The organism is Caulobacter sp. ErkDOM-C, assembly GCF_048541825.1.
In the GTDB taxonomy this organism is placed as follows: Bacteria; Pseudomonadota; Alphaproteobacteria; order Caulobacterales; family Caulobacteraceae; genus Caulobacter.
The window spans coordinates 1,492,930-1,514,120 of record NZ_CP183332.1 but is presented as its reverse complement, the minus strand read 5'-3'; the positions used below and the strand labels follow the sequence as shown (position 1 = coordinate 1,514,120).

The window sequence follows — 21,191 nt, the reverse complement described above, 5'->3', positions numbered from 1 at the left end:
GATCGATCAGCCTTCGTAGGCGTCAGCGACCAGACGGTTGAGCAGCCGAACGCCAAAACCCACAGCGCCGTCGGGTACGGTCGGATCGGTCGAAGGCTTGCGCCAAGCCACGGCAGCGATGTCGAGGTGGGCCCACGGCACGCCATTGACGAACTTCTGTAGGAAAAGGCCCGCCGTAATCGACCCGGCGGGACGACCGCCGATGTTCTTCATGTCTGCGATGGGGCTCTCGATCTGCTTTTCGTAAGCCGCCGGCAGCGGCATGCGCCACAGGTTCTCGCGCTCGACCTTGCCGGCGGCCAGAAGCTTTTCCGACAAGCCATCGTTGTTGCTGAACAGGCCGGCATAGTCATGGCCCAGCGAGATGATGATCGCGCCGGTCAGGGTGGCCAGGTCGATCATGAACTGCGGCTTGAAGCGCTCCTGCGTGTACCAGAGGGCGTCGGCCAGCACGAGGCGCCCCTCGGCGTCGGTATTGATGACCTCAATGGTCTGACCGGACATCGAGGTGACCACGTCGCCGGGGCGCTGGGCATTGCCGTCGGGCATGTTTTCAACCAGGCCCAGGACGCCGATGGCGTTGACCCTGGCCTTGCGGCCGGCCAGGGCGTGCATGACGCCGGTCACGGCGGCCGCGCCGCCCATGTCCCACTTCATGTCTTCCATGCCGTCGGCGGGCTTGATGCTGATGCCGCCGGTGTCGAAGGTGACGCCCTTGCCGACGAAGGCGATGGGCTGGGCGGCTTTGTCGACCGCGCCTGTCCATTTCATGATGACCAACTGGCTCTCACGCACGCTGCCCTGGCCAACGCCCAGCAGGCTGCCCATGCCGAGTTCCGCCATCCGGGCTTCGCCGAGGATCTCGACTTCTAGGCCCAGGCTTTCGAGGCTCTTGACGCGGGCGGCGAACTCTTCGGGATGCAGAATATTGGCCGGCTCGGACACTAGGTCGCGGCTGAACAGGATGGCGTCGGCCAAGGCGTCCAAGCTTTCGAACACTTTGGCGGCCTTGACCGGATCGGCGGCGGCCACCTTGACCACGGTCACCGACGGCTTCTTCTCGGCCTTTTCGGTGGTGCGGTACTTGTCAAAGCGATAGGCGGCCAACTTGACGCCAAAGGCGGCGCGGGCGGCAGTCTCAGCGTCAGCGCCCATTTTCAGAACCAGCTCGGTGACGCCCGAGGCCTTCACGGCCTGGAAGGCGTGAGCGGCTGCAGCCTCAACGGCCTCCGGCTCAACCGCGCCGACGCCATCGACGCCGATCAGCACAACGCGGGCAGCTTCCAGGCCATGGGGCGCGACCAGATCCAGGATCTGACCCTTGGCGCCGGTGAAGCGACCGCCGGCGATGGCGCGCGCCAGGGCGCCGCCGGTGGCCTCGTCGATTACCCGGGCCTCGGGCGACAGGGCTGCAGCCTCATGGGCCAGGACGGCCACCGCAGCGGTAGCGCCGGCATGAAGGTCGGCGGGGACGAACTCGATACGCATCGCACACTCCTGAATAGGCTTGGCGCCTTAACCATCCCGAACCGCACACGCGACTCGTTATGCGGCCCTTTGTCCGGCCGCCTCGCCTTGATCTGGCGGCATAGTCCAACCCTCGTCGAGAGAAAAGAGTTCCGGCGCTGCATGGGGCGCGGTCTTCGGTTGTGCGGGGGGGAAGCGCCCGTGTAGAACAGCCCTCTTCCTCGGGGTTCGCCGTTTTCGAATCCGCCCGCCCGAACCCCCTTTTTGATGCGCCTGATCGAACGCTACCTCTTTCGCCAAGTCTTGGGTCCGACGCTCTTCGCGGCGGCTGCCCTGGCGGCGCTTGCGCTGTTGGCCCGCAGCCTGTCGGAATTCGACATCCTGGTCACCCAGCGCCAGAGCGCGTTGGTTTTCCTCAAGATCATCATGCTGGCCCTGCCGCAGCTGCTCAACATCATCCTCCCGATCGCCCTGTTCGTGGCCGCCTTGGTGGCCCTAAACCGGTTACACACCGAGCAGGAGATCGTTGTCTGCTTCTCGGGCGGCATGAGTCGCTGGCGGGTCATATCGCCCGCCATGCGGCTGGCGGTGTTCGCGACCCTGTTCTCGCTGTTCCTGGGCCTGTGGGTCCAGCCCTGGAGCGCACGTCAAATTCGCGAGACCGCCTTTTCGGTGAAGACAGACGTGGCCTCTACGCTGGTCCAGCCCGGACAGTTCACCGAGCCCGGCCCCGGCCTGACGGTCTATGCCCAGTCGATTGACCGCGACAACCTGATCCACAACCTGTTCATTCACCAGGAACGCCCAGACGGCGGCGCCTCGACCTATTCGTCGCGCGAAGCGGTGATCGCCACACGCAACGGCGCCCCGGTTCTGATCATGTTCAAGGGATCCAACCAGCAGTTTTCAAGGTCTGGTGTGCTCCAGTACACCTCGTTCGAGGAATATACCTTCGATCTGTCCTCGCTGTTCCAGAGCGACGAGTTGCTCCACTACAAGATCGCAGATCGCTATCTACACGAGCTGTTCTACCCCGACCTGACCCAGGAATGGGAGCAGAAGAACCGCATCGGCCTGCTGGCCGAGGCCCATTCGCGTTTCGCCAGCCCTCTCTACAACATCGCGCTGATGGCGATGGCTCTGGCGGCGGTGATCGGCGGCCAGTTCAGCCGCATGGGCTATGGCAAGCGCATCGCCGCCGTCGGCGCGGCGGCGGCGGTCGTGCGCATCGTCGGCTTCGGCGTCCAGGCGGCGTGCGAGGACAACGCCTGGCTCAATATTGTGCAGTACGCCGTGCCGCTTGGAGCCCTTTGGTGGGGCATGGCCCAGATCTTCCGCCAGAAGGTCTCGCGCCACGTCGCCATCAGCTCCCGCAAGGCTGCCTATGCCGCCCAGGCTGGTGCGGCATGAGTTTCGGCGTCGGCATGGTCGAGCGCTACGTCCTGAAGCGGACCATGGCCTCGCTGGGCGCGGCCCTGGCAGTGCTAGGCTCGATGGTGATGCTGATCGCCTTCGTCGACATCGCGCGCAACGTCGGCACCCGGGCTGATATCGGCTTTCTGGAACTGCTGTACCTGACAATCCTGCAGGCCCCGGCGACCATCCTGGTGCTCACACCGTTCATTTTCCTGTTCGGCACCCTGGGCGCCTTCGTTGGCCTGAACCGGCGCAGCGAGCTGATCGCCATGCGCGCCGCAGGTGTCTCAGCCTGGCGATTCATCCTGCCGGCGGCAGCGGCCGCCTTTGTAATCGGCGTGCTGACGATCACTCTGCTCAACCCTCTGAGCACGGCCATGACCGCCCAATACGAAGTCACGCGCGACTCGATGATGGCGAACTATCTGAAGGCCGCGCCCAAGGGCACCTGGCTGCGCCAGGGCGATGACAAGACCCAGATCGTCATTCGGGCCCGGGCCCGCGACCAGATCGATGGCTCGGTTCGCCTGCGCGGCGTGTCACTGTTCGTTTATACGCTCAACAGCAAGGGTGTGATGGACTTCTCGCGCCGCATCGAGGCCAACGAGGCCCGGCTCGAGCCCGGCTTCTGGCGCCTGATCGGCGTGCGCGAAGCGACACCCGGCGCCGGGGCGATTCGCTCAGAAAGCCTGTCGATCCCCTCCAATCTCGATGATCGCACCGCCTCGGAGCGCTTCAACTCACCCCAGGCCGTGGCCCTGTGGCGCCTGCCCACCACGATTGAGCGGACCGAGGACGCCGGCTTCTCGGCCACGCCTTTCCGCCTGCGCTACCATCAGATCCTGGCCACACCGCTGCTATTCGCCGCCATGTCGGTGCTGGCGGCGGCGTTTTCGCTGCGTCTGATGCGTCTGGGGGGGCTGGCGGCCCTCGCCGGATCGGGCGTCGCCCTGGGTTTCGGATTTTTCTTCTTCAACGAGCTATGCAGCGCGCTCGCGAAAGCCGAGGTTCTGCACTCAGCGGTCGCCGCCTGGACACCCCCGCTCGTCGCGCTTTTGGCGGGCTTCACTCTGCTTTGCTATACCGAGGATGGTTGAGTCCGTGTCTCCGAGGTCGTTCATGAAGGATCAGAGTCAAGGCGCGTCGCCCCTGCCGGGTCGCTTTCGCCTGCTCGCCGGTGTCGCCTCGCTGGTGTTGGCCACCACGACAGCGCACGCCCAACAAGCGCTGGTCGGGGTTCCACCCGTACCTGTCGTCAAGGCCCCGCCATCAGACGGCCTGGGGGACGAGGGCTACTATCTCGAATCCGACATGCTGATCCGCGACGACAAGACCCAGATCCTGACCGCCCGCGGCGATGTCGAAGCGCGTTATCAGGGCCGCACCCTGCGCGCCGAGGAAATGGTCTACGACACCAAGGCCGGGGTCATAACGGCCAAGGGCAAGGTCGCGCTGATCAACAGCGACGGCACCGCCCAGTTCGCCGACGAGATGACCCTGGACAAGGACCTGAAGGCCGGCTTTGCCATGGGTTTCTCGGCCCGAATGGACCAAAACGTCAAGATTGCCGCCGTCTCGGCCATCCGGCGCAACGACAACATCCAGGAGCTCAACCAGGCGATCTACACGCCGTGTGAGATCTGCGCCGAAAAGCCGACCCCAACCTGGTCGGTCGCCGCCGAAAAGGTGGTGCAGGATAAGGATCGCCAGCTCGTCTACTACAAGAACGCGGTCATACGCCTGTGGGGCGCGCCGCTGATGTACCTGCCGGTGTTCTGGCACTCTGACCCGCAGGCGACCCGTAGCTCTGGCTTCCTGACACCGAAGCTGGGCGCGTCCAAGCGGCGCGGCATTTCCTACCAGCAGCCGTATCTTTATGTGATCTCGCCGTCTCAGGACATCGTCCTAAGCCCCCAGATCAATTCGAGTGTTAATCCGTTCCTCAACACCCACTGGCGCAAGCGGTTCTATTCCGGCGTCGCCGAGATTCGGGGCGGATTCACCTACGAAAAGGACATCGACAGCCGTGGCGAGCGCTTCGGCGAAGCCACGCCGCGCAGCTATATCCTTGCCCGGGGCATGTTCGACATCAACGACAAGTGGAAGTGGGGCTTCAGCGCAGAGCGCACCTCCGACAAGCTGCTCTTCGACAACTATTCGATCAACGACGTATACCAGCAACGCGGCCTGTTCACGAGCGAGGACCGCCGGCTCAGCTCGCAGATCTATACCACTCGCCAGGACAAGCTGTCTTACCTGTCGCTTTCCGCCGTCTCGGTGCAGGGCTTGCGGGTTTCGGGCATTGATGCGGTCACGGGCCTGGCCAGTTTCGAGAACAGCGACGTCTTCCCGCTGATCGGCCCGCTGGTCGAAGGCCGCTGGCAGCCGAAAGATCCTGTGCTCGGCGGTCGCCTGCGTCTGCAGGGCACGGGCGTGATCCTGACCCGCGCCGAGTCGCCCTATGGCGCGACCCTGGACGGTGTGGACAGCCAGCGCGGCAGCGTTAGCGCCGACTGGCGCTCGACCCTCACCCTCAAGTCGGGGGTGCGGGTTTCGCCGTTTGCTCAGGCGCGCGGCGACGCCTATCGCGTCTCCGACCTCCCGGGCGCCGATGACAGTCAGGCCTATTCGCGCGCCTTGGGTGTGACCGGCGTCGACTTCAGCTATCCGTTCTTCAAGGCGCTCAAGGGCGGCACGGTAGTGCTGGAGCCGCTGGCCCAGGTCGCCGCCGGCTCTGACAGCCGACGCGTGCCGATCGTGGTCGGAACCAGTGGGGCCACGTCCTACCTCTACAACGAGGACAGCACCTCGTTCGAGTTTGACGAGACCAACCTGTTTCGCGCCAACAAGTCGCCGGGCTTTGACCTCTATGAGGGCGGCCAGCGCATGAATGTCGGGGCGCGGGCGACCATCAAATACAAAGACACTCGCGGCGCCAGCATTCTGGTCGGTCGCAGCTTCCGCTCGGAGTTCGACCCGCTGCTACCCGCCCGCTCGGGCCTTCAGACGAAGTCGTCGGACTGGATCGTGGCGGCCACGGTCACCCCGGTGCGCGGCGTCAACGCCTTCGTCCGCACCCGCTATGCGCCGGACCTGGCCAGCAACAAGTTCCGCCGCATCGAGGCCGGCGTCGACGCCTTCCACAAGGTCGCCAACGGCTCGGTGCGCTACATCAAGGACCAGCAGGACGCCGGCGGCTTCCCGTTGGAAACCTTCGAAATGCGCGGCCAGCTGAACATCACCAAGAAGTGGGGCGTCACGGCTTATGGCCAGCAGGACCTCGTCGCAGGGGTCTGGCGCCGTCGTGACCTGGGCGTGGTCTATACCGAGGACTGCATCCGCGTCGACGTCATCTACCAGAACGAAGACCGTTTCAGCCAGGCTTCGACCGGCGGTCTGAAGCTTCAGGCCGACCAGTCCGTCGTGTTTCGCCTAACCCTCGCCACATTGGGTGATACAGGGTACAGCCAGTAAATTGATCCCGCGTCGCCCCCGGTGCGCGTGTTTTTTGCGCGCGTGATCGGCACGTCGCGCCTAGAGGAACGACACTACCCATGCGGCCTGCGCGTAGCGTTAAGACCCTTGCCGTGGCTGGAGCCGCGTCGATTATCGCCCTGTCCATGGCGAGCTTTGGCGCGCCTGCCTTCGCTCAAGACGCAGCGTCCGTCTTGGCCGCTCCGCCCCCCGTGGCGGCGCCCCCGCGGGGCCTGTCGGAAAGCGTCGCGGCGGTGGTCAATGACGACATCGTTTCCAGCTATGATCTGATGCAGCGTATGCGCCTGCTGATGGTCAGCTCGGGCGTGCAGCCGACCGAGGAAAACCTTCCCCAGCTTGAGCAGGAAGCCCTTCGCTCCCTGATCGACGAGCATGTCCAGCTGCAGGAACTGCGCCGGGTCGAGAAGGCCCAAAAGATCACGATCATCTCGACCGAAAAAGAAGTCGACGAGCAGATCGACGACATTGCCAAGGGCAATAGCGCCAACATGACCGGCGCCCAGCTGTTGGCCCAGCTGGCCGCGCAGGGCGTCGGTGCCGAGACCTTCCGCTCGCAGATTCGTATCGACAGCAGCTGGCAGAACTGGATCAGCGGTCGATATGGCTCGCGTCTGCGGGTCGGCGAAGACCAGATCAAGGCCTTCCAGCGCCGCGCGGCCGAGTCGGCCAGCAAGCCGCAGTACCAGGTCAGTGAAGTGTTCATCGACGCCGCCCGCGTCGGCGGCATGGAAACGGCAGTCAGCGGCGCGACCCAGCTGGTCGCCCAAATGCAGCAAGGCGCGCCCTTCCCGTCCGTCGCGCGTCAGTTCTCGTCGGCCGCCACGGCGGCCAATGGTGGCGACGCTGGCTGGGTAGGCCCCGGAGAAATGCCTCCCGAGGTCGACACCGCGCTGGAAGAGCTGCGCCCCGGACAGCTTTCGCGACCGATCCCGGTCCGGGACGGCGTCTACATCATCTACCTGCGTGACAAGCGTGCGGGCGCCAAGACCGCTCTGGTCGACCTCAAGCAGGTCGCCTATCCGCTGGCCGCCGATGCCACAGCCCAGCAGATCGAAGCCGCCAACACCGCCCTGCTGGCCCTGAAGCCGCAGATCACCGGCTGTTCGACCCTGGAAGCCGCCGCCGGCAAGGTGGATGGCCTGGTCGCCGGTGATCTTGGCGAAGCGGAAATCACCGACTTGGCCCCCGCCTTCCAGGCAGCCGCCACAGCTCTGGAAATCGGCCAGGTCTCGGATCCGATCCGCACGGACGCCGGCCTTCACCTGATCGCCGTCTGCGGCAAACGTCAGTCGGGCGGCGGCGCGCCGTCGCACGACCAGATCGAGAACCGCCTGCGCGGACAGCAACTGGCCATGATCTCGAAGCGTTATCTGCGCGACCTCCGCAACTCGGCGACCATAGAAACCCGGTGAAAACCATCCCCCTGGCCCTGAGCGCCGGCGATCCCGCCGGCATCGGGGCCGAGATCATCGCCAAGGCCTGGGCGGCTCTCCGTTGGGAAGGCCCCCCCTTTATGGTCGTGGGAGACGCGCGGTCACTGGCCTCGGCCGGTTCGGGCGTGAGGGTCAAGACCGTGACGGGGCCAGCCGAAGCCCTTGATGTTTTTCCGACCGCCCTGCCCGTACTCGACGTGCCACTGCTGAGCCCCGTGATCTCCGGTCAGCCGTCCAGCGTCCACGCCGCCCAGATCATCCGCTGCATCGAGACGGGCGCGGGCCTGGCGCTGGCTGGCGATGTTTCGGGCCTGGTTACAGCGCCGATCGCCAAGGCGCCGCTCTACGACGCCGGCTTTGCCTTTCCTGGCCATACCGAATTCCTGGCCGAACTGACCGCCGGAGCGGTTCAGGAAGGCGTGCGCGGTCCGGTGATGATGCTGACCGCCGGAAACCTGCGCGCCACCCTTGTGACGATCCACAAGGCGCTGAACGATGTCTCGGCCGCCCTCTCGATAGAGGCCATCGTCACAGCCGGCATGGTCACCAGTCAGGCCCTCAAGCGTGACTTCGGCGTCGGCCGGCCCCGCCTGGCCCTGGCAGCCCTCAACCCCCATGCCGGCGAAAGCGGCGCGCTGGGCCGCGAGGAGATCGAGATCATCGAGCCGGCCGCCCGTGTGCTGCGGGATCTCGGTGTCGAGGTCATGGGGCCAGCCCCCGCCGACACCCTGTTCCACGCCGAAGCGCGCGCCCGCTACGACGCGGTACTGTGCATGTATCACGATCAGGCCCTGATCCCGGTCAAGATGCTCGATTTCTGGGGCGGGGTGAACGTCACCCTCGGCCTGCCCATCGTACGCACCTCTCCCGACCACGGCACCGGCTTCGACATCGCTGGACGCGGCCTTGCCCGAGCCGATAGCCTGATCGCCGCCATCAAGCTGGCGGCGCAGATCGCCGCCCGCCACGCGGCCTGACCTTTTTCGAGACCGAACCACCATGAGCCTGGCCGACATGCCGCCGCTGCGCGACGCCCTGGAGCGTCACGACCTTCTGGCCCGCAAGAGCTTTGGTCAGCACTTCCTGCTGGACCTCAACATCACCCGCAAGATCGCGCGGCTGTCTGGCATCGGTCCGGACGACACGGTGGTCGAGGTCGGTCCCGGCCCCGGCGGCCTGACCCGCGCCCTCCTAGAGACGGGCGCTCGGGTGGTGGCCATCGAAATGGACACCCGCTTCATGCCGATCCTGGCCGAGCTCTCTGAAGCCGCAGACCAACGGCTGGAAGTCGTCCAGGGCGACGCCCTGAAGGTCGACGCCAGCAAGGCCGTGGGCGGCGTCCCGGCCCATGTGGTCGCCAACCTGCCGTACAATGTCGGCACCCAGCTGCTGATCAACTGGCTGACCGGGCCGTTCCTGCCGCTGTCGATGACCCTGATGTTCCAGAAGGAAGTCGCCGAGCGCATCGCCGCACAGGTCAATGACGACGCCTACGGCCGCCTGGCCGTGATCTCCCAGACGGTCTGCGAGGCCAAGGTGATCATGGACCTGCCCGCCCGCGCCTTCACGCCGCCGCCCAAGGTCAATTCGGCCGTGATCCGTCTGATCCCACGCGGGGTCATCCCGCCCGCCAATGAACTAGCCGCGCTAGAACGCGTCACCGCCGCAGCCTTTGGCCAGCGCCGCAAGATGCTGCGCTCCAGCCTCAAGGCGCTGGGCGGCGGGGAGCTATGCGAGAAAGCTGGTATCAGCCCTGACATCCGCGCCGAGAACGTCCCGATCGAAGGCTTCCTGGCGCTGGCGCGAGCGAGTCTGGCCTAGTCGGGCGTCGCCAAGCCACGCCAACGGACCAGGATCACCAGCAGGACGATAACGGCGACCAGTCCCGGCAGGCTTGCCTCGAGCCCAAAGGATCCTCCGGTCAGCCACGTCAGGCCGCTGGCCAGATGCGGCGCCAGCAGTCCCTGTTCGGATGCGCCGCTCACACCCAGGCCCAGTATGCCGCCTTGGGTGACATTGGCCATGAAGTGAATGCCGATCGGCAGGGCCAGGCTTTGAGTTCGCAAATAGGCTAGGCCGAACAGGATCGACGCCAGGAAGATGTTGATCCCGGCCCAGACCTTGGCCGCCCCCTGCATGCCGTCATTGTCCAGGTGGGTGAGCAGGAAGAGGCCGCCAATCAGGATCTGGGCCGGCCAGACGCCCAGCCCCGCCACGAACCGTTGAAAGAGGAAGCCGCGGAACATCAGCTCTTCTGCGACGGCCACGGCGGCCATCACCGCCAGGCTGGCCGTGAAGGCGTCCAGGCCGGCAGGGTTGGGCCGCCAGCTGATCCAGCCGCCCAGCGCCAGTACAAGCGCCGGAGCCAGCATCAGCGCCGCGCCCAAACCGCAGCCGAGCGCTAGCTGCCTGGCCCAGACACCGTTCAGGCGGCCAAGAACCTCAGAAAGCGGCATGCGGCGCAGGCGCTGGCAGATCCAGGTCGCGGCCAGGATGATCACGGCCTGCTCGGCGATCGAGAGCTCACGTCCGAAGTGCTGCGACGCCAGGAGACAGGGCAAAAGCAGCATGGTCAGCACGGCCATGAAGATGGCTGCCCACCATCCATTGCGTAGTTTGCCGTGCGCGTTGAGCCTCACCGACATGCCATTCCCCCGCCAAGCGACCTTGGCCATGGAAGGATGTATCGAGCGGTACCTTGTTATACAAGGTATATAAAAACTCGCCCTCATGCAGGACGGACGTGGGCCGAAATGCGGCTCAGATCTCTTCGACCAGCAGGTCCCTGACCAGATCCCCGATCCACGGGTTGCGGGCCCGCTTCTGGCGTTCAGCGTGATAGATGTGGGCCAGGTCGGAATAGGCGCGGTCGAAGTCGTCGTTGAGGATGACGTAGTCGAACTGCTCCCAGGCGGCGACCTCGTCCTTGGCGCGGGCCAGGCGACGGTGGATGACCTCTTCGCTGTCCTGGCTGCGAGCGTGCAGACGCCGGCTCATCTCGGCCAGGGATGGCGGCAGGATGTAGACCAGCACGCTGTCGGCGCCGGCCTGCTTGTGGACCTTCATCGCCCCCTGGAAGTCGATGTCGAACAGCGCGCTCTCGCCGCGATCCAAAGCTTCCATGATCGGCGGCTTGGGGCTGCCGTAGAAATTACCATAGACCTCGGCCCATTCGAGGAACGCGTCCGCCGCGATCATCTCCTGGAACTTGTCGTGGCTGACGAAGTGGTAGTCGCGGCCGTCATGCTCGCCCGGACGCGGCTGGCGGGTGGTGGCGCTGATCGACAGGTGCAGGTCGCCGTGATCGGCCACCAGGCGGCGGGTCAGCGAGGTCTTGCCCACGCCCGAAGGCGCGACGACCATCAGCAGTAGGCCGCGGGTGTTGTGGTGGGGCTTATTCAACGTTCTGAACCTGTTCACGGAACTGCTCGATGGTCGCCTTCAGTTCCAGACCGATTGTGGTCAGGCTGCTGAGCGCCGATTTCGAGCAGAGGGTATTGGCTTCGCGCATGAACTCCTGGGACAGGAAATCCAGACGGCGGCCGGCGGCGGCTTCGCCGGTCAGCAGGGTACGGGCGGCGCTGACGTGGCCGGCCAGGCGATCGAGTTCCTCGCGCACATCAGCCTTCACGGCCATGGCGGCGGCTTCCTGGACGATGCGCTCTTCCGGGGCGGCCTCGCCCAGCAGTTCGGTCATGCGCCGCGCGAACCGGTCCTTCAGCACGGCGGGCTGACCGGCGGCCTCGGCTCCCGCCTCGGTCGTCAGACGCTCGATCGTATCGACCTGGCCGTTGAGCACGGGAGTCAAGGCGATCCCCTCCTCCAGCCGCGCGAGCTTCAGGGCGTCCAGCGCCTGGGCGATGGAGGCGACCATGGCTGCCTCAACGGCGGCGCGGGTCTCGGCGTCGTCGTCTTCCTCGCGTACCTCGATGACGCCGCGCAGAGCCAGCAGGCCGTCAAGCGACGGCTTGGCGACCATACCTGTGGCCACATAGGGCCCACCGGCTTTCAGATAGCGCTCCAAGGTTTCGACACTGACCTGGGTCTGGCCCACGGCCTCGGCGCGCTTGCCCTGGACGTTCACCGTCAACTGGCCGCGCTGGAAGCGCGCCTGGGCGCCGTCGCGGGCGACGCGGTCCAGACTGTCAAAGCCGGGCGGACCGCGAAACCGGGTCTCGAGATTTCGGCCGTTGACGCTGCGGGCCTCCACGGCCCAGGACCAGGCCCCGTGCGCGCCTTCGACGCGCGCGAAGCCGGTCATGCCCGATAGCGCCACCTCAGCCCCCGCTCAGGGGTGTGGCAGCGGGCTTCTTGGCTGCGCGCTTGCGCTCGACCTGCCGCCATTTGGCGACATTGGCCAGGTGCTCGGCGTAGGTCTTGGCGAAGACGTGGCCGCCGGTGCCGTCGGCGACAAAATACAGCTCGTCGGTCTTGGGCGGATCCAGCACGGCGGCGATGGCGGCGCGGCCGGGATTGGCGATCGGCGTCGGCGGCAGGCCGTCGATCAGATAGGTGTTGTAGGGCGTCTGGCGCTGCAGCTCCGACAGCAGGATACCGCGTCCCAGCGGCCGGCCACGGGTCAGGCCGTAGATGATGGTCGGGTCGCTGCCCAGACGCATGCCCGTGCGCAGGCGATTGACGAACACGGCCGCCACGCGCGGCCGCTCCGAGGCAATGCCTGTTTCCTTCTCGACGATTGAGGCCAGGGTCATGGCTTCGTCCTTGGTCGAGAACGGCAGGCCCCTCTGTCGCTGCGGCCACAGCTCGTCCAGAATTTGGTCTCGGTCATCCATCATGCGCTGCAGGACGGCCGATCGATCCTCGCCGCGCTCGACCTGGTAGGTCTCTGGCAGGACTGCGCCTTCCGGCGGGGTCGGCGCCACGCCTGTCAGGACCGGCGAGCGCATCAGGATGTCGACGGCCATATCCGAGGTCACGCCTTCGGGAATGGTCACGAAATGACGAACCACCCTGCCCTTGCGGATCGCGTCCAGAACCTGCCCCATCGAAGCCCGGCTCTTGAACTCATACTCGCCGGCCTTCAGCGAACGGGCCGCGCCAGTGATCTGGGCGGCCGTCATGAAGATCGACGACGAGCGGATCACGCCGCCACTTTCCAGGCTGGAGGCGATCTCGGGCACGCTGGCGCCCCGGCGCAGGACCACCGAGGTGACGTCGCCGTCCTTGGCCGCCGGCCCGGGCCCCTGATAGAGCCAGATCGCCCCGAACACGAAGACCATGCCGATGACGACCAGGGTGGCGCCGGCGGCGAAGATCATCGCAATCAGCCGGCGTGCGATCGACGCCGACTCATGCTTGCGGGCTTTGCGGGGTGGGGCGGCTTTGCGGCTCACGAGATTTTACGGAACACGACGGAGGCGTTGGTCCCGCCAAAGCCAAAGCTGTTGGAGACGGCGACGTCGATCTTCATCGGCACGGCCTTGTTGGGCGCCAGGTTCATGGCGACGTCGACATTCGGGTTATCCAAGTTGATGGTCGGCGGGGCGATCTGATCTCGGATCGCCAGGATCGAGAAGATGCCCTCGATGGCGCCGGCCGCGCCCAGCAGGTGGCCGGTCATCGACTTGGTCGACGACATCACCACGTTCTTGGCGTGATCGCCCAGGAAGCGCTCGACGGCCTTGGCCTCGATGCCGTCGGCCATGGTCGAGGTGCCGTGGGCGTTGACATAGTCGATATCGGAAGGCTTCAGGCCCGCGTCCTTCACGGCCGCCGACAGGGCCCGGAAGCCGCCGTCGCCGTCCTCGGACGGGGCGGTGATGTGATAGGCGTCGCCCGACAGGCCGTAGCCTACGACCTCGGCATAGATCTTGGCGCCGCGCGCCTTGGCGTGCTCGTATTCTTCCAGGACCAGGGCGCCGGCGCCCTCGCCCATCACGAAGCCGTCGCGGTCCTGATCATAGGGACGCGAGGCCTTTTCCGGGGTGTCATTGAAGTCGGTCGAAACGGCGCGGCAGGCGATGAAGCCGGCGATACCGACCTTGCAGACCGCCGCTTCGGCGCCGCCGGCCACCATCACGTCAGCGTCGCCGTACTTGATCAGACGGGCGGCGTCGCCAATGGCGTGAGCGCCCGTTGCGCAGGCGGTCACCACCGAGTGGTTGGGGCCCTTGAAGCCGTAGCGGATCGAGACCTGACCCGAGATCAGATTGATCAGGGCTGAAGAGATGAAGAACGGGCTGACCTTGCGCGGGCCTCGGGCCTCGAGCTCAATAGCGGTGTCGGCGATCGTGGACAGGCCCCCGATGCCCGAGCCCATGATCACGCCCGTGCGGTACTTGTCTTCCTCGGTTTCCGGGACCCAACCCGAATCCTTGACGGCTTCGTCGGCGGCCGCGACGCCGTAGAGAATAAAATTGTCGACACGCTTCTGGTCGCGCGGGCTCATGGTCAGGTCGGGATTGAACGCGCCTTCCACGTCAGGCCCGCCGCCACCGCGCCCATCGACGCGGGGAACCTCACAGGCGACCTTGCAGGCGTAATCAGTCGGATCGAAGGCCGAGATCCGGTTAGCGCCGGACTTGCCAGCCAGGATGTTCTTCCAGGACACCTCGACGCCCTGGCCCAAAGGGGTCAGCAGGCCAAGACCGGTGACAACAACTCTACGCATGGATCACTCCCAACCTTAGTACCGCGTACATATGGGTCTTGCGGACGAATCCGACGCCCCCTCCGGCCGCGACTCTCGGCCACATACGAAAACCGCCGCGCGCACGATGGCAAGAGCCCGTGCTGCGCGGCGGTGATAGTCTGTTCGCCTCAAAGGCGAACCTGACGCCCTTAGGCGCCAGTCTTTTCCGTGATGAACTTCACAGCGTCGCCAACCGTCTGGATGTGCTCGGCGGCATCGTCAGGAATTTCGATGTCGAACTCTTCTTCGAACGCCATCACCAGCTCGACGTTGTCGAGGCTGTCGGCACCCAGGTCATCGATGAAGCTGGCCTTCTCCGTGACCTTCTCGGGATCGGCATCCAGGTGCTCGATGACGATCTTACGCACGCGCTCGAGAATGTCGGACATTCTGTTAGTCCCTCAGTTTTGAATCTGTTGTCCGCCAACGGTTTGGCCAAGGCCTCTCCATCCACGGGAATTGTCGGCCTCCGCCTATCACGTTCCTTTTCGGGTGACCAGCGGGTCCCCCGTCAAGAAACATGGCGGGGCTAGATCATGGCCATACCGCCGTTCACGTGCAAGGTCTGACCGGTCACATAGGCGCCCTGATCGCTGGCTAGGTAAACGCAGGCGGCGGCGATATCGCTGCCTTCGCCCAAGCGACCGGCCGGGATGCCCGACAGGATGCCGGCCTTCTGGGCGTCGGTCAGGGCGTCGGTCATCGGGCTGGCGATGAAACCGGGCGCGACACAGTTGACCGTGACGTTGCGGCTGGCCAGTTCCTGGGCCAAGGCCTTGGAAAACCCGATCATTCCGGCCTTTGACGCCGCATAGTTGGTCTGGCCGGCATTGCCGGTCACGCCCACAACAGAGGTAATGCCGATGATGCGGCCCGAGCGGCGCTTCATCATCCCTTTGGCGGCTGCGCGAGCCAGGCGGAAATAGCCCTCCAGGTTCACCTTGATGACGGTGTCCCAGTCCTCGTCCTTCATCCGCACGATAAGGCCGTCGCGGGTGATGCCGGCATTGGCGATGACGATATCCAGCGGCGCGCCGGCGGCTTCCTCGGCCTTGGCGACCAGACCGTCCACGGCTTGCGCGTCCGATAGATTGGCCACCACGAACGAAGCACGTTCGCCCAGCTGCGCCTTCAGCTCGGTGAGAGCTGATTCGCGGGTCCCCGAGAGCACGACATGGGCGCCTTGAGCATGCAGGGCTTTGGCGATAGCCCCGCCGATGCCGCCCGTGGCGCCGGTGACGAGGGCGGTCTTGCCGGTGAGATCGAACATTGGATTTCTCCCAATCTTGTCTGTCATCCCGGGCGAAGCGTAGCGCAGACCCGGGACCGCCGGACACGCCGGCGCTTGTTGCAGTCCCGGGTCTGCGCGCATCGCGCCGGCCCGGGATGACCGTCGCTAAAGCGACTTGGCGAAAGCCTCGAGGTCGGCCGGACTGTTCAGCGGCGTGGCCTCAGCGTCCGGAGCGATGCGCTTGGCCATGCCCGAGAGAACCTTGCCGGCGCCAACTTCGACGAAACGCGTGACGCCACCTTCGCCCGCAAGCCAGATCATGCTCTCGCGCCAGCGGACCCGGCCGGTGACCTGCTCCACCAGCAGGCCGCGAATGACGTCGGGGTCGTGAACAGGGGTGGCGGTGATGTTGGCCACCAGGGGGGCGCGTGGCGAGACGATGACGGCCCCCGCAAGGGCCTCCGCCATCTCGTCGGCGGCCGGCTGCATCAGCGGACAGTGGAACGGCGCCGAGACGTTGAGCGGAATGGCGCGCGCGCCCAGTTCCTTGGCCTTCTCGATGGCCCTGTCGACTGCGGCCTTGTCGCCTGAAATCACCACGTTGCCGTTGTTGTTGTCATTGGCCACGACGCAGACGCCAACTTCGGCGCCGGCGGCGGCGGCGGCCTCGGCCAGGGCAAGGTCGGTCTTGGGACCAATGAGCGAGGCCATGGCGCCTTCGCCTACCGGAACGGCGCGCTGCATGGCCTGGCCTCGCAGCTTCAGCAGACGCGCGGTGTCGGACAGGGTGATCGCGCCGGCGGCGGCCAGGGCCGAATATTCGCCCAGGCTATGACCGGCGACGAAGGCGGCGCGATCGATGCCGATCCCGAATTCCTTTTCCAGCACGCGGGACACGGCCAGGCTGACCGCCATCAGCGCGGGTTGGGCGTTCTCGGTGAGGGTCAGGTCGCTCTCGGGACCTTCCTTCATCAGGGCGAAAAGCTTCTGGCCCAGGGCGTCGTCGACTTCCTGGAAGACTTCGCGGGCTGAGGCGAAGGCCTGGGCGAGATCGGCGCCCATGCTGACCGACTGGCTGCCCTGGCCGGGGAAAATGAAGGCGATGCTCATGGAAGCCCGCTCCGTTCTAGAGATTCAAAGCCGTACTGGGGCCGGAGGGTTAGGGGAAAGGCCCCTGTCCGGCAAGTGCGCGGCTCTGGCGACCATGGCTTGCATTCCATCATCAGGCGTCCAAGTTGCCCGCCGCACCGTAACTTGGGCGACAAACAGTCGATGGAGTCTTCAATGAACCGCCTGACCGCCGGCCTCGCGGCGATTGCCGTGCTCACCGCCACGCCTGCCCTGGCCGCCCTGAAGCCGGGCGACAAGGCCCCCGACTTCACCGCCCCCGCCGCCCTGGCGGGCGCCGACTACAGCTTCACCCTGTCCAAGGCCCTTAAGAAGGGCCCGGTGGTGCTTTACTTCTTCCCGGCCGCCTACACCGCCGGCTGCACCGCCGAGGCGCATGAGTTCGCCGAGGCGACGCCCGACTTCGAAAAGCTGGGCGCTACGGTGATCGGCGTGACCGCCGGCAATGTCGACAAGATCAAGGCGTTCTCCAAAGAGCATTGCCGCGACAAGTTCGCAGTGGCCGCTGCGCCGGCTGGACTGGTCAAGACCTACGACGTGGCGATGGCGATGCCGGGCGGCTGGTCCAACCGCACCTCGTATGTCATCGCGCCCGACGGCAAGATCCTGATGGCCTATACCGACGGCAACTTCGTCGGCCACGTCACCAAGACTATGGACGCGGTGAAGGCCTACAAGGCCAAGAAGTAGCAAGGCCTTTTCAATTCTGACCAGTCTCGCGGCTTGCAAGCCGCGGGACCTGCAGGAAAGGATCGGGCATGACCGATTCAGCCCAGATTCCGTTCGCCGCGCTCGAAATTGGGGTCCGGGGAGTCGCTATCGGGGCTTTTGCCGCTACGGCCGTCTCCCTCGGCGCCAGCCGGAAGATGACCCCGACCCGCTGGGTCGGTGTTCTGATGATGGCCTGCGCCATTGCCCACGTCGTCGACGGCCATTTCTACTACACCGAAAGCCGGCACTACGACCTTGTGACCTGGGCCCTGTCCGCGTCGGCGGCCGGCGTATTCTGGCTGTTCTGCTCGGTGCTTTTCGAGGATGAACCCTCAATCCCGCTCTGGCGCTTCTCCGTCCCCGGGGCCGTCCTGGCGCTTTGGGCGGCTGGCGCACTTTTGCCCACATCTCCCGCGCGCGCAGCCGCATGGTGGCTGTTCGCCGCCTTCTCGGTGGGCATCCATTGCCACATCCTGCTGACAGCCTGGCGGGGCTGGCGTATCGATCTGGTTGAGCGCCGCCGTCGTCTTCGTGCGCCTCTCGCCGCCGCTGCAACCGGCTACATGTTCATCCAAAATCTCTGTGATTTCAGCTTCGGACACGGCCCGGTGCTGCCCAGCCTGGTTCAGGCCCTGTCTCTCGCCGGCCTCGGTATAGGGTCAGCCCTGGCGTTGTTGCGCGCCGAGCCCATGCTCGTGCAGGCGGCCGTGGCATCCGACGCCGCGCCCACACCAAACCCTGCTGAAGCGCTTGATCTGACGCCCGCCGACCGGCTCGTTCTGGCGCGCCTGGAAAAAGCCATGACCGAGAACGAAGTCTGGCGGGGTGAGGACCTGTCGATCGGCGCCCTGGCCGCCCTCGTCGGCGCGCCCGAGCATCGCCTGCGCAAGCTGATCAACGGCGTGCTGGGCCATCGCAACTTCGCCGACTACATCAACGGCCGGCGGATCGAAGCGGCCAAGGTTGCGCTTGCCGATCCGGAACAGGCCCTGAAGTCGGTCTCGACCATCGCCTATGAGCTGGGCTTTGGCTCTCTGGGCCCCTTCAACCGTGCGTTCCGGGCCGCCGTCGGCGCTCCACCGACCACGTGGCGGCAAGAGGCGACGCCGGCCCTGCCGCATCTGCGACTGGTCGAAACCGCGCAAGCCGCGTCGAAAGCCGACAAACGCGCCTGATTTCGAGAACGGCGCGACCTGTCGCTCCGCAGCAGCTTCCCTGACGGGGTTCATCCCCCAAGGAGCCACCCATGCTCGATGCCCTACTCCCCTTCGCCCATAACTGGCTGATCGCCATGCAGGCCGATGTCACTCGCTATGTGGTGTTTTCAGTCGGCGTCTGGCTGATCCTTTGGGTCGTGCTGGCCATTCCGTTGGCCGGCCGCAAGATCCGCGACAGCCGGCCGCCCGCCCGCCAACTGCTGGTCGAGTTTCTGACCTCGATCCGCTCCATCGCGATCTTCTCGACGATGGGATTGCTGACCTTCGGCCTGTTCCGCGCCGGCTGGATGCCAGGTCCCTACATCGCTCGCGAGTTGGGGCCGATCTGGTTCTGGGCCAGCCTCGTCCTGATGATCATCGCCCATGACGCCTGGTTCTACTGGACGCACCGGCTGATCCACGACCGGCGACTGTTTCGCGTCCTCCACCGACGCCATCACCGCTCGAACAACCCCTCGCCCTTCACCGCCTACAGCTTCGATCTGGGGGAGGCAGCGATCAATGCGCTATTCGTGCCGCTGTGGATGCTGATCGTGCCCACCCAGTGGCCCGTGATCGGCCTGTTCGTGCTGCATCAGATCGCCCGCAACACAATCGGACACAGCGGCTACGAGCTGTTTCCAGCCCGCAAGGACGGCCGCCCGCTGCTGCCCTGGCTGACCACAGTGACCCACCACGACCTGCACCACGCGCAGGCGGGCTATAATTATGGGCTGTATTTCACCTGGTGGGATCGCTGGATGGGCACCGAGCACCCGGAGTATCTGTCCCGTTTCGCCGCCGTGACGGCGCGCAAGCGAGGCGCTACCAGTTCGCCTTCACCAGCTTGACCATGAAGCGGCTGTCCTGCATCCGCCACTCCTCGTGGGTGGCGGCGGCTCGCAGGCTGACGGTGAACTCGGCGGGGATGTCGAAGGGACGCGTAAAACTGAGATCGACACCCTCGTCGCCCATCGAGCCGCCGCCGACGGCGATCGAGCCGATCGGCTTGCCGTCCAAGGTCAGGGCCGAGCGCACATTGGCGCGCGCCACCGCGAGCTGGCCAGGGACGGCGATGACCTGGCTGGCGTTCATGTCCATTGAAACGCTGACAAAGTTGGCGCGCGGCAGGAGGCCGAAACCGAACATCTTCGACATCGAGGAGCGCAGTCTGGCCTCGCGGTCGTTCCACGACGCGCCCAGGGCCAAGGAACGCTTGCCGGTCCGCGCCTCGTCCGGCTTCTGGCTCAGGTTGAGATCCAGGTCGTAGGTCGGGCTTTCCAGCGTGCCCGCGACTCTTGCCGTAAACTTGGCGCTCTCGGTGTCGGTGGAAAGATCCAGCGGCAGGGCGGCCGAATAGCCGGTGAAGCGGCCGTCATTGGCCGAAACCGACAGGTTGGGCTTCTGAATCGCCTGGGCTGAGGCTGTAGCGGCGACACTCGCCGACAGCGCAAAGGCCCCGAGGGCGCTGATGACAGCGCTAGACTTCATGCCCTGCTTCCTAGCACAAGCTATCCTTGCGGCAAGGTGAAGCCCGCCGCTTCGCCCGCCGGTTTCGCCACGGCCTCGCGAATGCCGAAAAATGCGGCGTGGCAAAGCAATCTTGCTTCGGCGCGCCTTCTCCTGTAGAAGCGCTCGCTCTCACGGATGGCGGTCTTTGGCGCAGCCCTCACGGGTACGGGATTTCCCGCTCGGCGCTCTGGAACCATCGTGGTCGTCGGACTTCCGCCGTCGACCGCGCCGCTGTCCAAACCGGAAGAAGGAAAACATGGCGTTCTACGAACACGTGGTCATCGCGCGGCAGGATATCTCGCCGCAACAGGCCGAAGCTCTGAACGAGCAAATCAAGACCCTGATCGAAGAAGGCGGCGGTCACATCGCCAAGATCGAATATTGGGGCCTGCGTAACCTCACCTACCGCATCAAGAAGAACCGCAAGGGCCACTACTCCCTGCTCGCCATCGACGCTCCGGCGCCGGCCGTTAAGGAAGTCGAGCGCCAGCTGCTGATCAATGAAGACGTTCTGCGCTTCATGACCATCCGCGTGGAAGAGCTGGACCTGGAACTGTCGCCGGTTCTGGCCCGTCGTGACCGCGAACGCAGCGAGCGCCCCGAGCGTTCGGATCGTCCGCGCGACGAATTCTCGGCCGCGTAAGGGAGAAGAGAGATCATGACCGATACCACTGCTCCCGAAGCCGGCGCTGGCGCGCCCGCCGCTGGCGGCGCGCGCCGCCCGTTCTTCCGCCGCCGCAAGGTGTGCCCGTTCTCCGGCGCCAACGCTCCGAAGATCGACTACAAGGACGTCAAGCTCCTGCAGCGCTACGTTTCCGAGCGCGGCAAGATCGTTCCGTCGCGCATCACCGCGGTGTCGGCCAAGAAGCAACGCGAACTGGCCAAGGCCATCAAGCGCGCCCGCTTCCTGGCTCTGCTCCCCTACGTCGTGAAGTAAGGGAGACACCACG

General features: G+C 65.6%; 21 protein-coding genes. 11 read left to right on the top strand and 10 right to left on the bottom strand.

Features of this window, described 5'->3' with window-relative positions:
* Nucleotides 1-6 precede the first annotated feature (6 nt).
* A complete protein-coding gene (locus tag ACN2C8_RS07430; RefSeq protein ID WP_419255200.1) occupies nucleotides 7-1,488 on the bottom strand; it encodes a leucyl aminopeptidase in 1,482 nt (493 codons plus the stop codon).
* A gap of 246 nt (nucleotides 1,489-1,734) precedes the next feature.
* On the opposite strand from ACN2C8_RS07430, the gene lptF reads away from it, so the two are divergent.
* The 6 genes from lptF (at nucleotide 1,735) to rsmA (ending at nucleotide 9,632) form a co-directional block, all read left to right on the top strand.
* Complete coding sequence (lptF, locus tag ACN2C8_RS07425) at nucleotides 1,735-2,877, top strand: LPS export ABC transporter permease LptF (protein WP_419255199.1); 1,143 nt, start codon at nucleotides 1,735-1,737, stop codon at nucleotides 2,875-2,877.
* Complete coding sequence (locus ACN2C8_RS07420; RefSeq protein ID WP_419255198.1) at nucleotides 2,874-3,980, top strand: LptF/LptG family permease; 1,107 nt, start codon at nucleotides 2,874-2,876, stop codon at nucleotides 3,978-3,980. Before lptF ends, ACN2C8_RS07420 begins: the two co-directional genes overlap by 4 nt.
* A 22-nt stretch (nucleotides 3,981-4,002) precedes the next feature.
* Nucleotides 4,003-6,357, top strand: a complete 2,355-nt coding sequence (locus ACN2C8_RS07415) for an LPS-assembly protein LptD (RefSeq protein ID WP_419255197.1) — start codon at nucleotides 4,003-4,005, stop codon at nucleotides 6,355-6,357.
* A 113-nt stretch (nucleotides 6,358-6,470) separates the two neighbouring features.
* Complete coding sequence (locus ACN2C8_RS07410; protein WP_419255196.1) at nucleotides 6,471-7,790, top strand: peptidylprolyl isomerase; 1,320 nt, start codon at nucleotides 6,471-6,473, stop codon at nucleotides 7,788-7,790.
* Nucleotides 7,787-8,788 (top strand): 4-hydroxythreonine-4-phosphate dehydrogenase PdxA, encoded by a 1,002-nt coding sequence (gene pdxA / locus ACN2C8_RS07405; protein ID WP_419255195.1) that lies wholly within the window; start codon nucleotides 7,787-7,789, stop codon nucleotides 8,786-8,788. The genes ACN2C8_RS07410 and pdxA overlap by 4 nt, the downstream gene beginning before the upstream one ends.
* 22 nt (nucleotides 8,789-8,810) lie before the next feature.
* Nucleotides 8,811-9,632, top strand: coding sequence for a 16S rRNA (adenine(1518)-N(6)/adenine(1519)-N(6))-dimethyltransferase RsmA (gene rsmA, locus ACN2C8_RS07400; protein ID WP_419255194.1), 822 nt, complete (start codon nucleotides 8,811-8,813; stop codon nucleotides 9,630-9,632).
* Here the strand turns inward: rsmA and ACN2C8_RS07395 are convergent.
* The 8 genes from ACN2C8_RS07395 to fabD all read right to left on the bottom strand — a co-directional run bounded on the left by ACN2C8_RS07395 (nucleotide 9,629) and on the right by fabD (nucleotide 16,804).
* Entirely contained in the window at nucleotides 9,629-10,486 is an 858-nt protein-coding gene (locus ACN2C8_RS07395; RefSeq protein ID WP_419262236.1) for a CPBP family intramembrane glutamic endopeptidase, read from the bottom strand. The genes rsmA and ACN2C8_RS07395 overlap by 4 nt on opposite strands.
* 85 nt (nucleotides 10,487-10,571) lie before the next feature.
* Complete coding sequence (gene gmk / locus ACN2C8_RS07390) at nucleotides 10,572-11,213, bottom strand: guanylate kinase (RefSeq protein WP_419255192.1); 642 nt, start codon at nucleotides 11,211-11,213, stop codon at nucleotides 10,572-10,574.
* Complete coding sequence (locus ACN2C8_RS07385) at nucleotides 11,206-12,087, bottom strand: YicC/YloC family endoribonuclease (RefSeq protein WP_419255191.1); 882 nt, start codon at nucleotides 12,085-12,087, stop codon at nucleotides 11,206-11,208. The genes gmk and ACN2C8_RS07385 overlap by 8 nt, the downstream gene beginning before the upstream one ends.
* 1 nt (nucleotide 12,088) lies before the next feature.
* A complete protein-coding gene (gene mltG, locus ACN2C8_RS07380; RefSeq protein WP_419255836.1) occupies nucleotides 12,089-13,090 on the bottom strand; it encodes an endolytic transglycosylase MltG in 1,002 nt (333 codons plus the stop codon).
* Nucleotides 13,091-13,161: 71 nt separating this feature from the next.
* Nucleotides 13,162-14,442 (bottom strand): beta-ketoacyl-ACP synthase II, encoded by a 1,281-nt coding sequence (gene fabF, locus ACN2C8_RS07375; protein ID WP_419255190.1) that lies wholly within the window; start codon nucleotides 14,440-14,442, stop codon nucleotides 13,162-13,164.
* Between the two features lie 170 nt (nucleotides 14,443-14,612).
* Nucleotides 14,613-14,852, bottom strand: a complete 240-nt coding sequence (locus tag ACN2C8_RS07370; protein WP_007672577.1) for an acyl carrier protein — start codon at nucleotides 14,850-14,852, stop codon at nucleotides 14,613-14,615.
* Nucleotides 14,853-14,992: 140 nt separating this feature from the next.
* Nucleotides 14,993-15,733 (bottom strand): 3-oxoacyl-[acyl-carrier-protein] reductase, encoded by a 741-nt coding sequence (fabG, locus tag ACN2C8_RS07365; protein WP_419255189.1) that lies wholly within the window; start codon nucleotides 15,731-15,733, stop codon nucleotides 14,993-14,995.
* Between the two features lie 126 nt (nucleotides 15,734-15,859).
* Nucleotides 15,860-16,804: an ACP S-malonyltransferase gene (gene fabD / locus ACN2C8_RS07360; RefSeq protein ID WP_419255188.1), complete on the bottom strand. Its 945-nt coding sequence runs from the start codon at nucleotides 16,802-16,804 to the stop codon at nucleotides 15,860-15,862.
* 174 nt (nucleotides 16,805-16,978) lie between these two features.
* On the opposite strand from fabD, the gene ACN2C8_RS07355 reads away from it, so the two are divergent.
* From ACN2C8_RS07355 to ACN2C8_RS07345, 3 genes are all read left to right on the top strand, one after another.
* The gene (locus tag ACN2C8_RS07355; protein ID WP_419255187.1) at nucleotides 16,979-17,512 is read left to right on the top strand and encodes a peroxiredoxin; all 534 of its coding nucleotides are present in this window, start codon (nucleotides 16,979-16,981) and stop codon (nucleotides 17,510-17,512) included.
* Nucleotides 17,513-17,580: 68 nt separating this feature from the next.
* A complete protein-coding gene (locus ACN2C8_RS07350; protein ID WP_419255186.1) occupies nucleotides 17,581-18,708 on the top strand; it encodes a helix-turn-helix domain-containing protein in 1,128 nt (375 codons plus the stop codon).
* Between the two features lie 71 nt (nucleotides 18,709-18,779).
* Complete coding sequence (locus ACN2C8_RS07345; RefSeq protein WP_419255185.1) at nucleotides 18,780-19,580, top strand: sterol desaturase family protein; 801 nt, start codon at nucleotides 18,780-18,782, stop codon at nucleotides 19,578-19,580.
* Here ACN2C8_RS07345 and ACN2C8_RS07340 read toward each other — a convergent pair.
* Nucleotides 19,555-20,220, bottom strand: a complete 666-nt coding sequence (locus tag ACN2C8_RS07340) for a hypothetical protein (protein WP_419255184.1) — start codon at nucleotides 20,218-20,220, stop codon at nucleotides 19,555-19,557. The two genes, ACN2C8_RS07345 and ACN2C8_RS07340, sit on opposite strands and share 26 nt — an antisense overlap.
* A gap of 277 nt (nucleotides 20,221-20,497) precedes the next feature.
* Here ACN2C8_RS07340 and rpsF point away from each other — a divergent pair, with 277 nt between their 5' ends.
* Entirely contained in the window at nucleotides 20,498-20,884 is a 387-nt protein-coding gene (gene rpsF, locus ACN2C8_RS07335; RefSeq protein ID WP_419255183.1) for a 30S ribosomal protein S6, read from the top strand.
* Nucleotides 20,885-20,899: 15 nt separating this feature from the next.
* Nucleotides 20,900-21,178: a 30S ribosomal protein S18 gene (gene rpsR, locus ACN2C8_RS07330; RefSeq protein ID WP_419255182.1), complete on the top strand. Its 279-nt coding sequence runs from the start codon at nucleotides 20,900-20,902 to the stop codon at nucleotides 21,176-21,178.
* The last annotated feature ends 13 nt before the right edge of the window (nucleotides 21,179-21,191 follow it).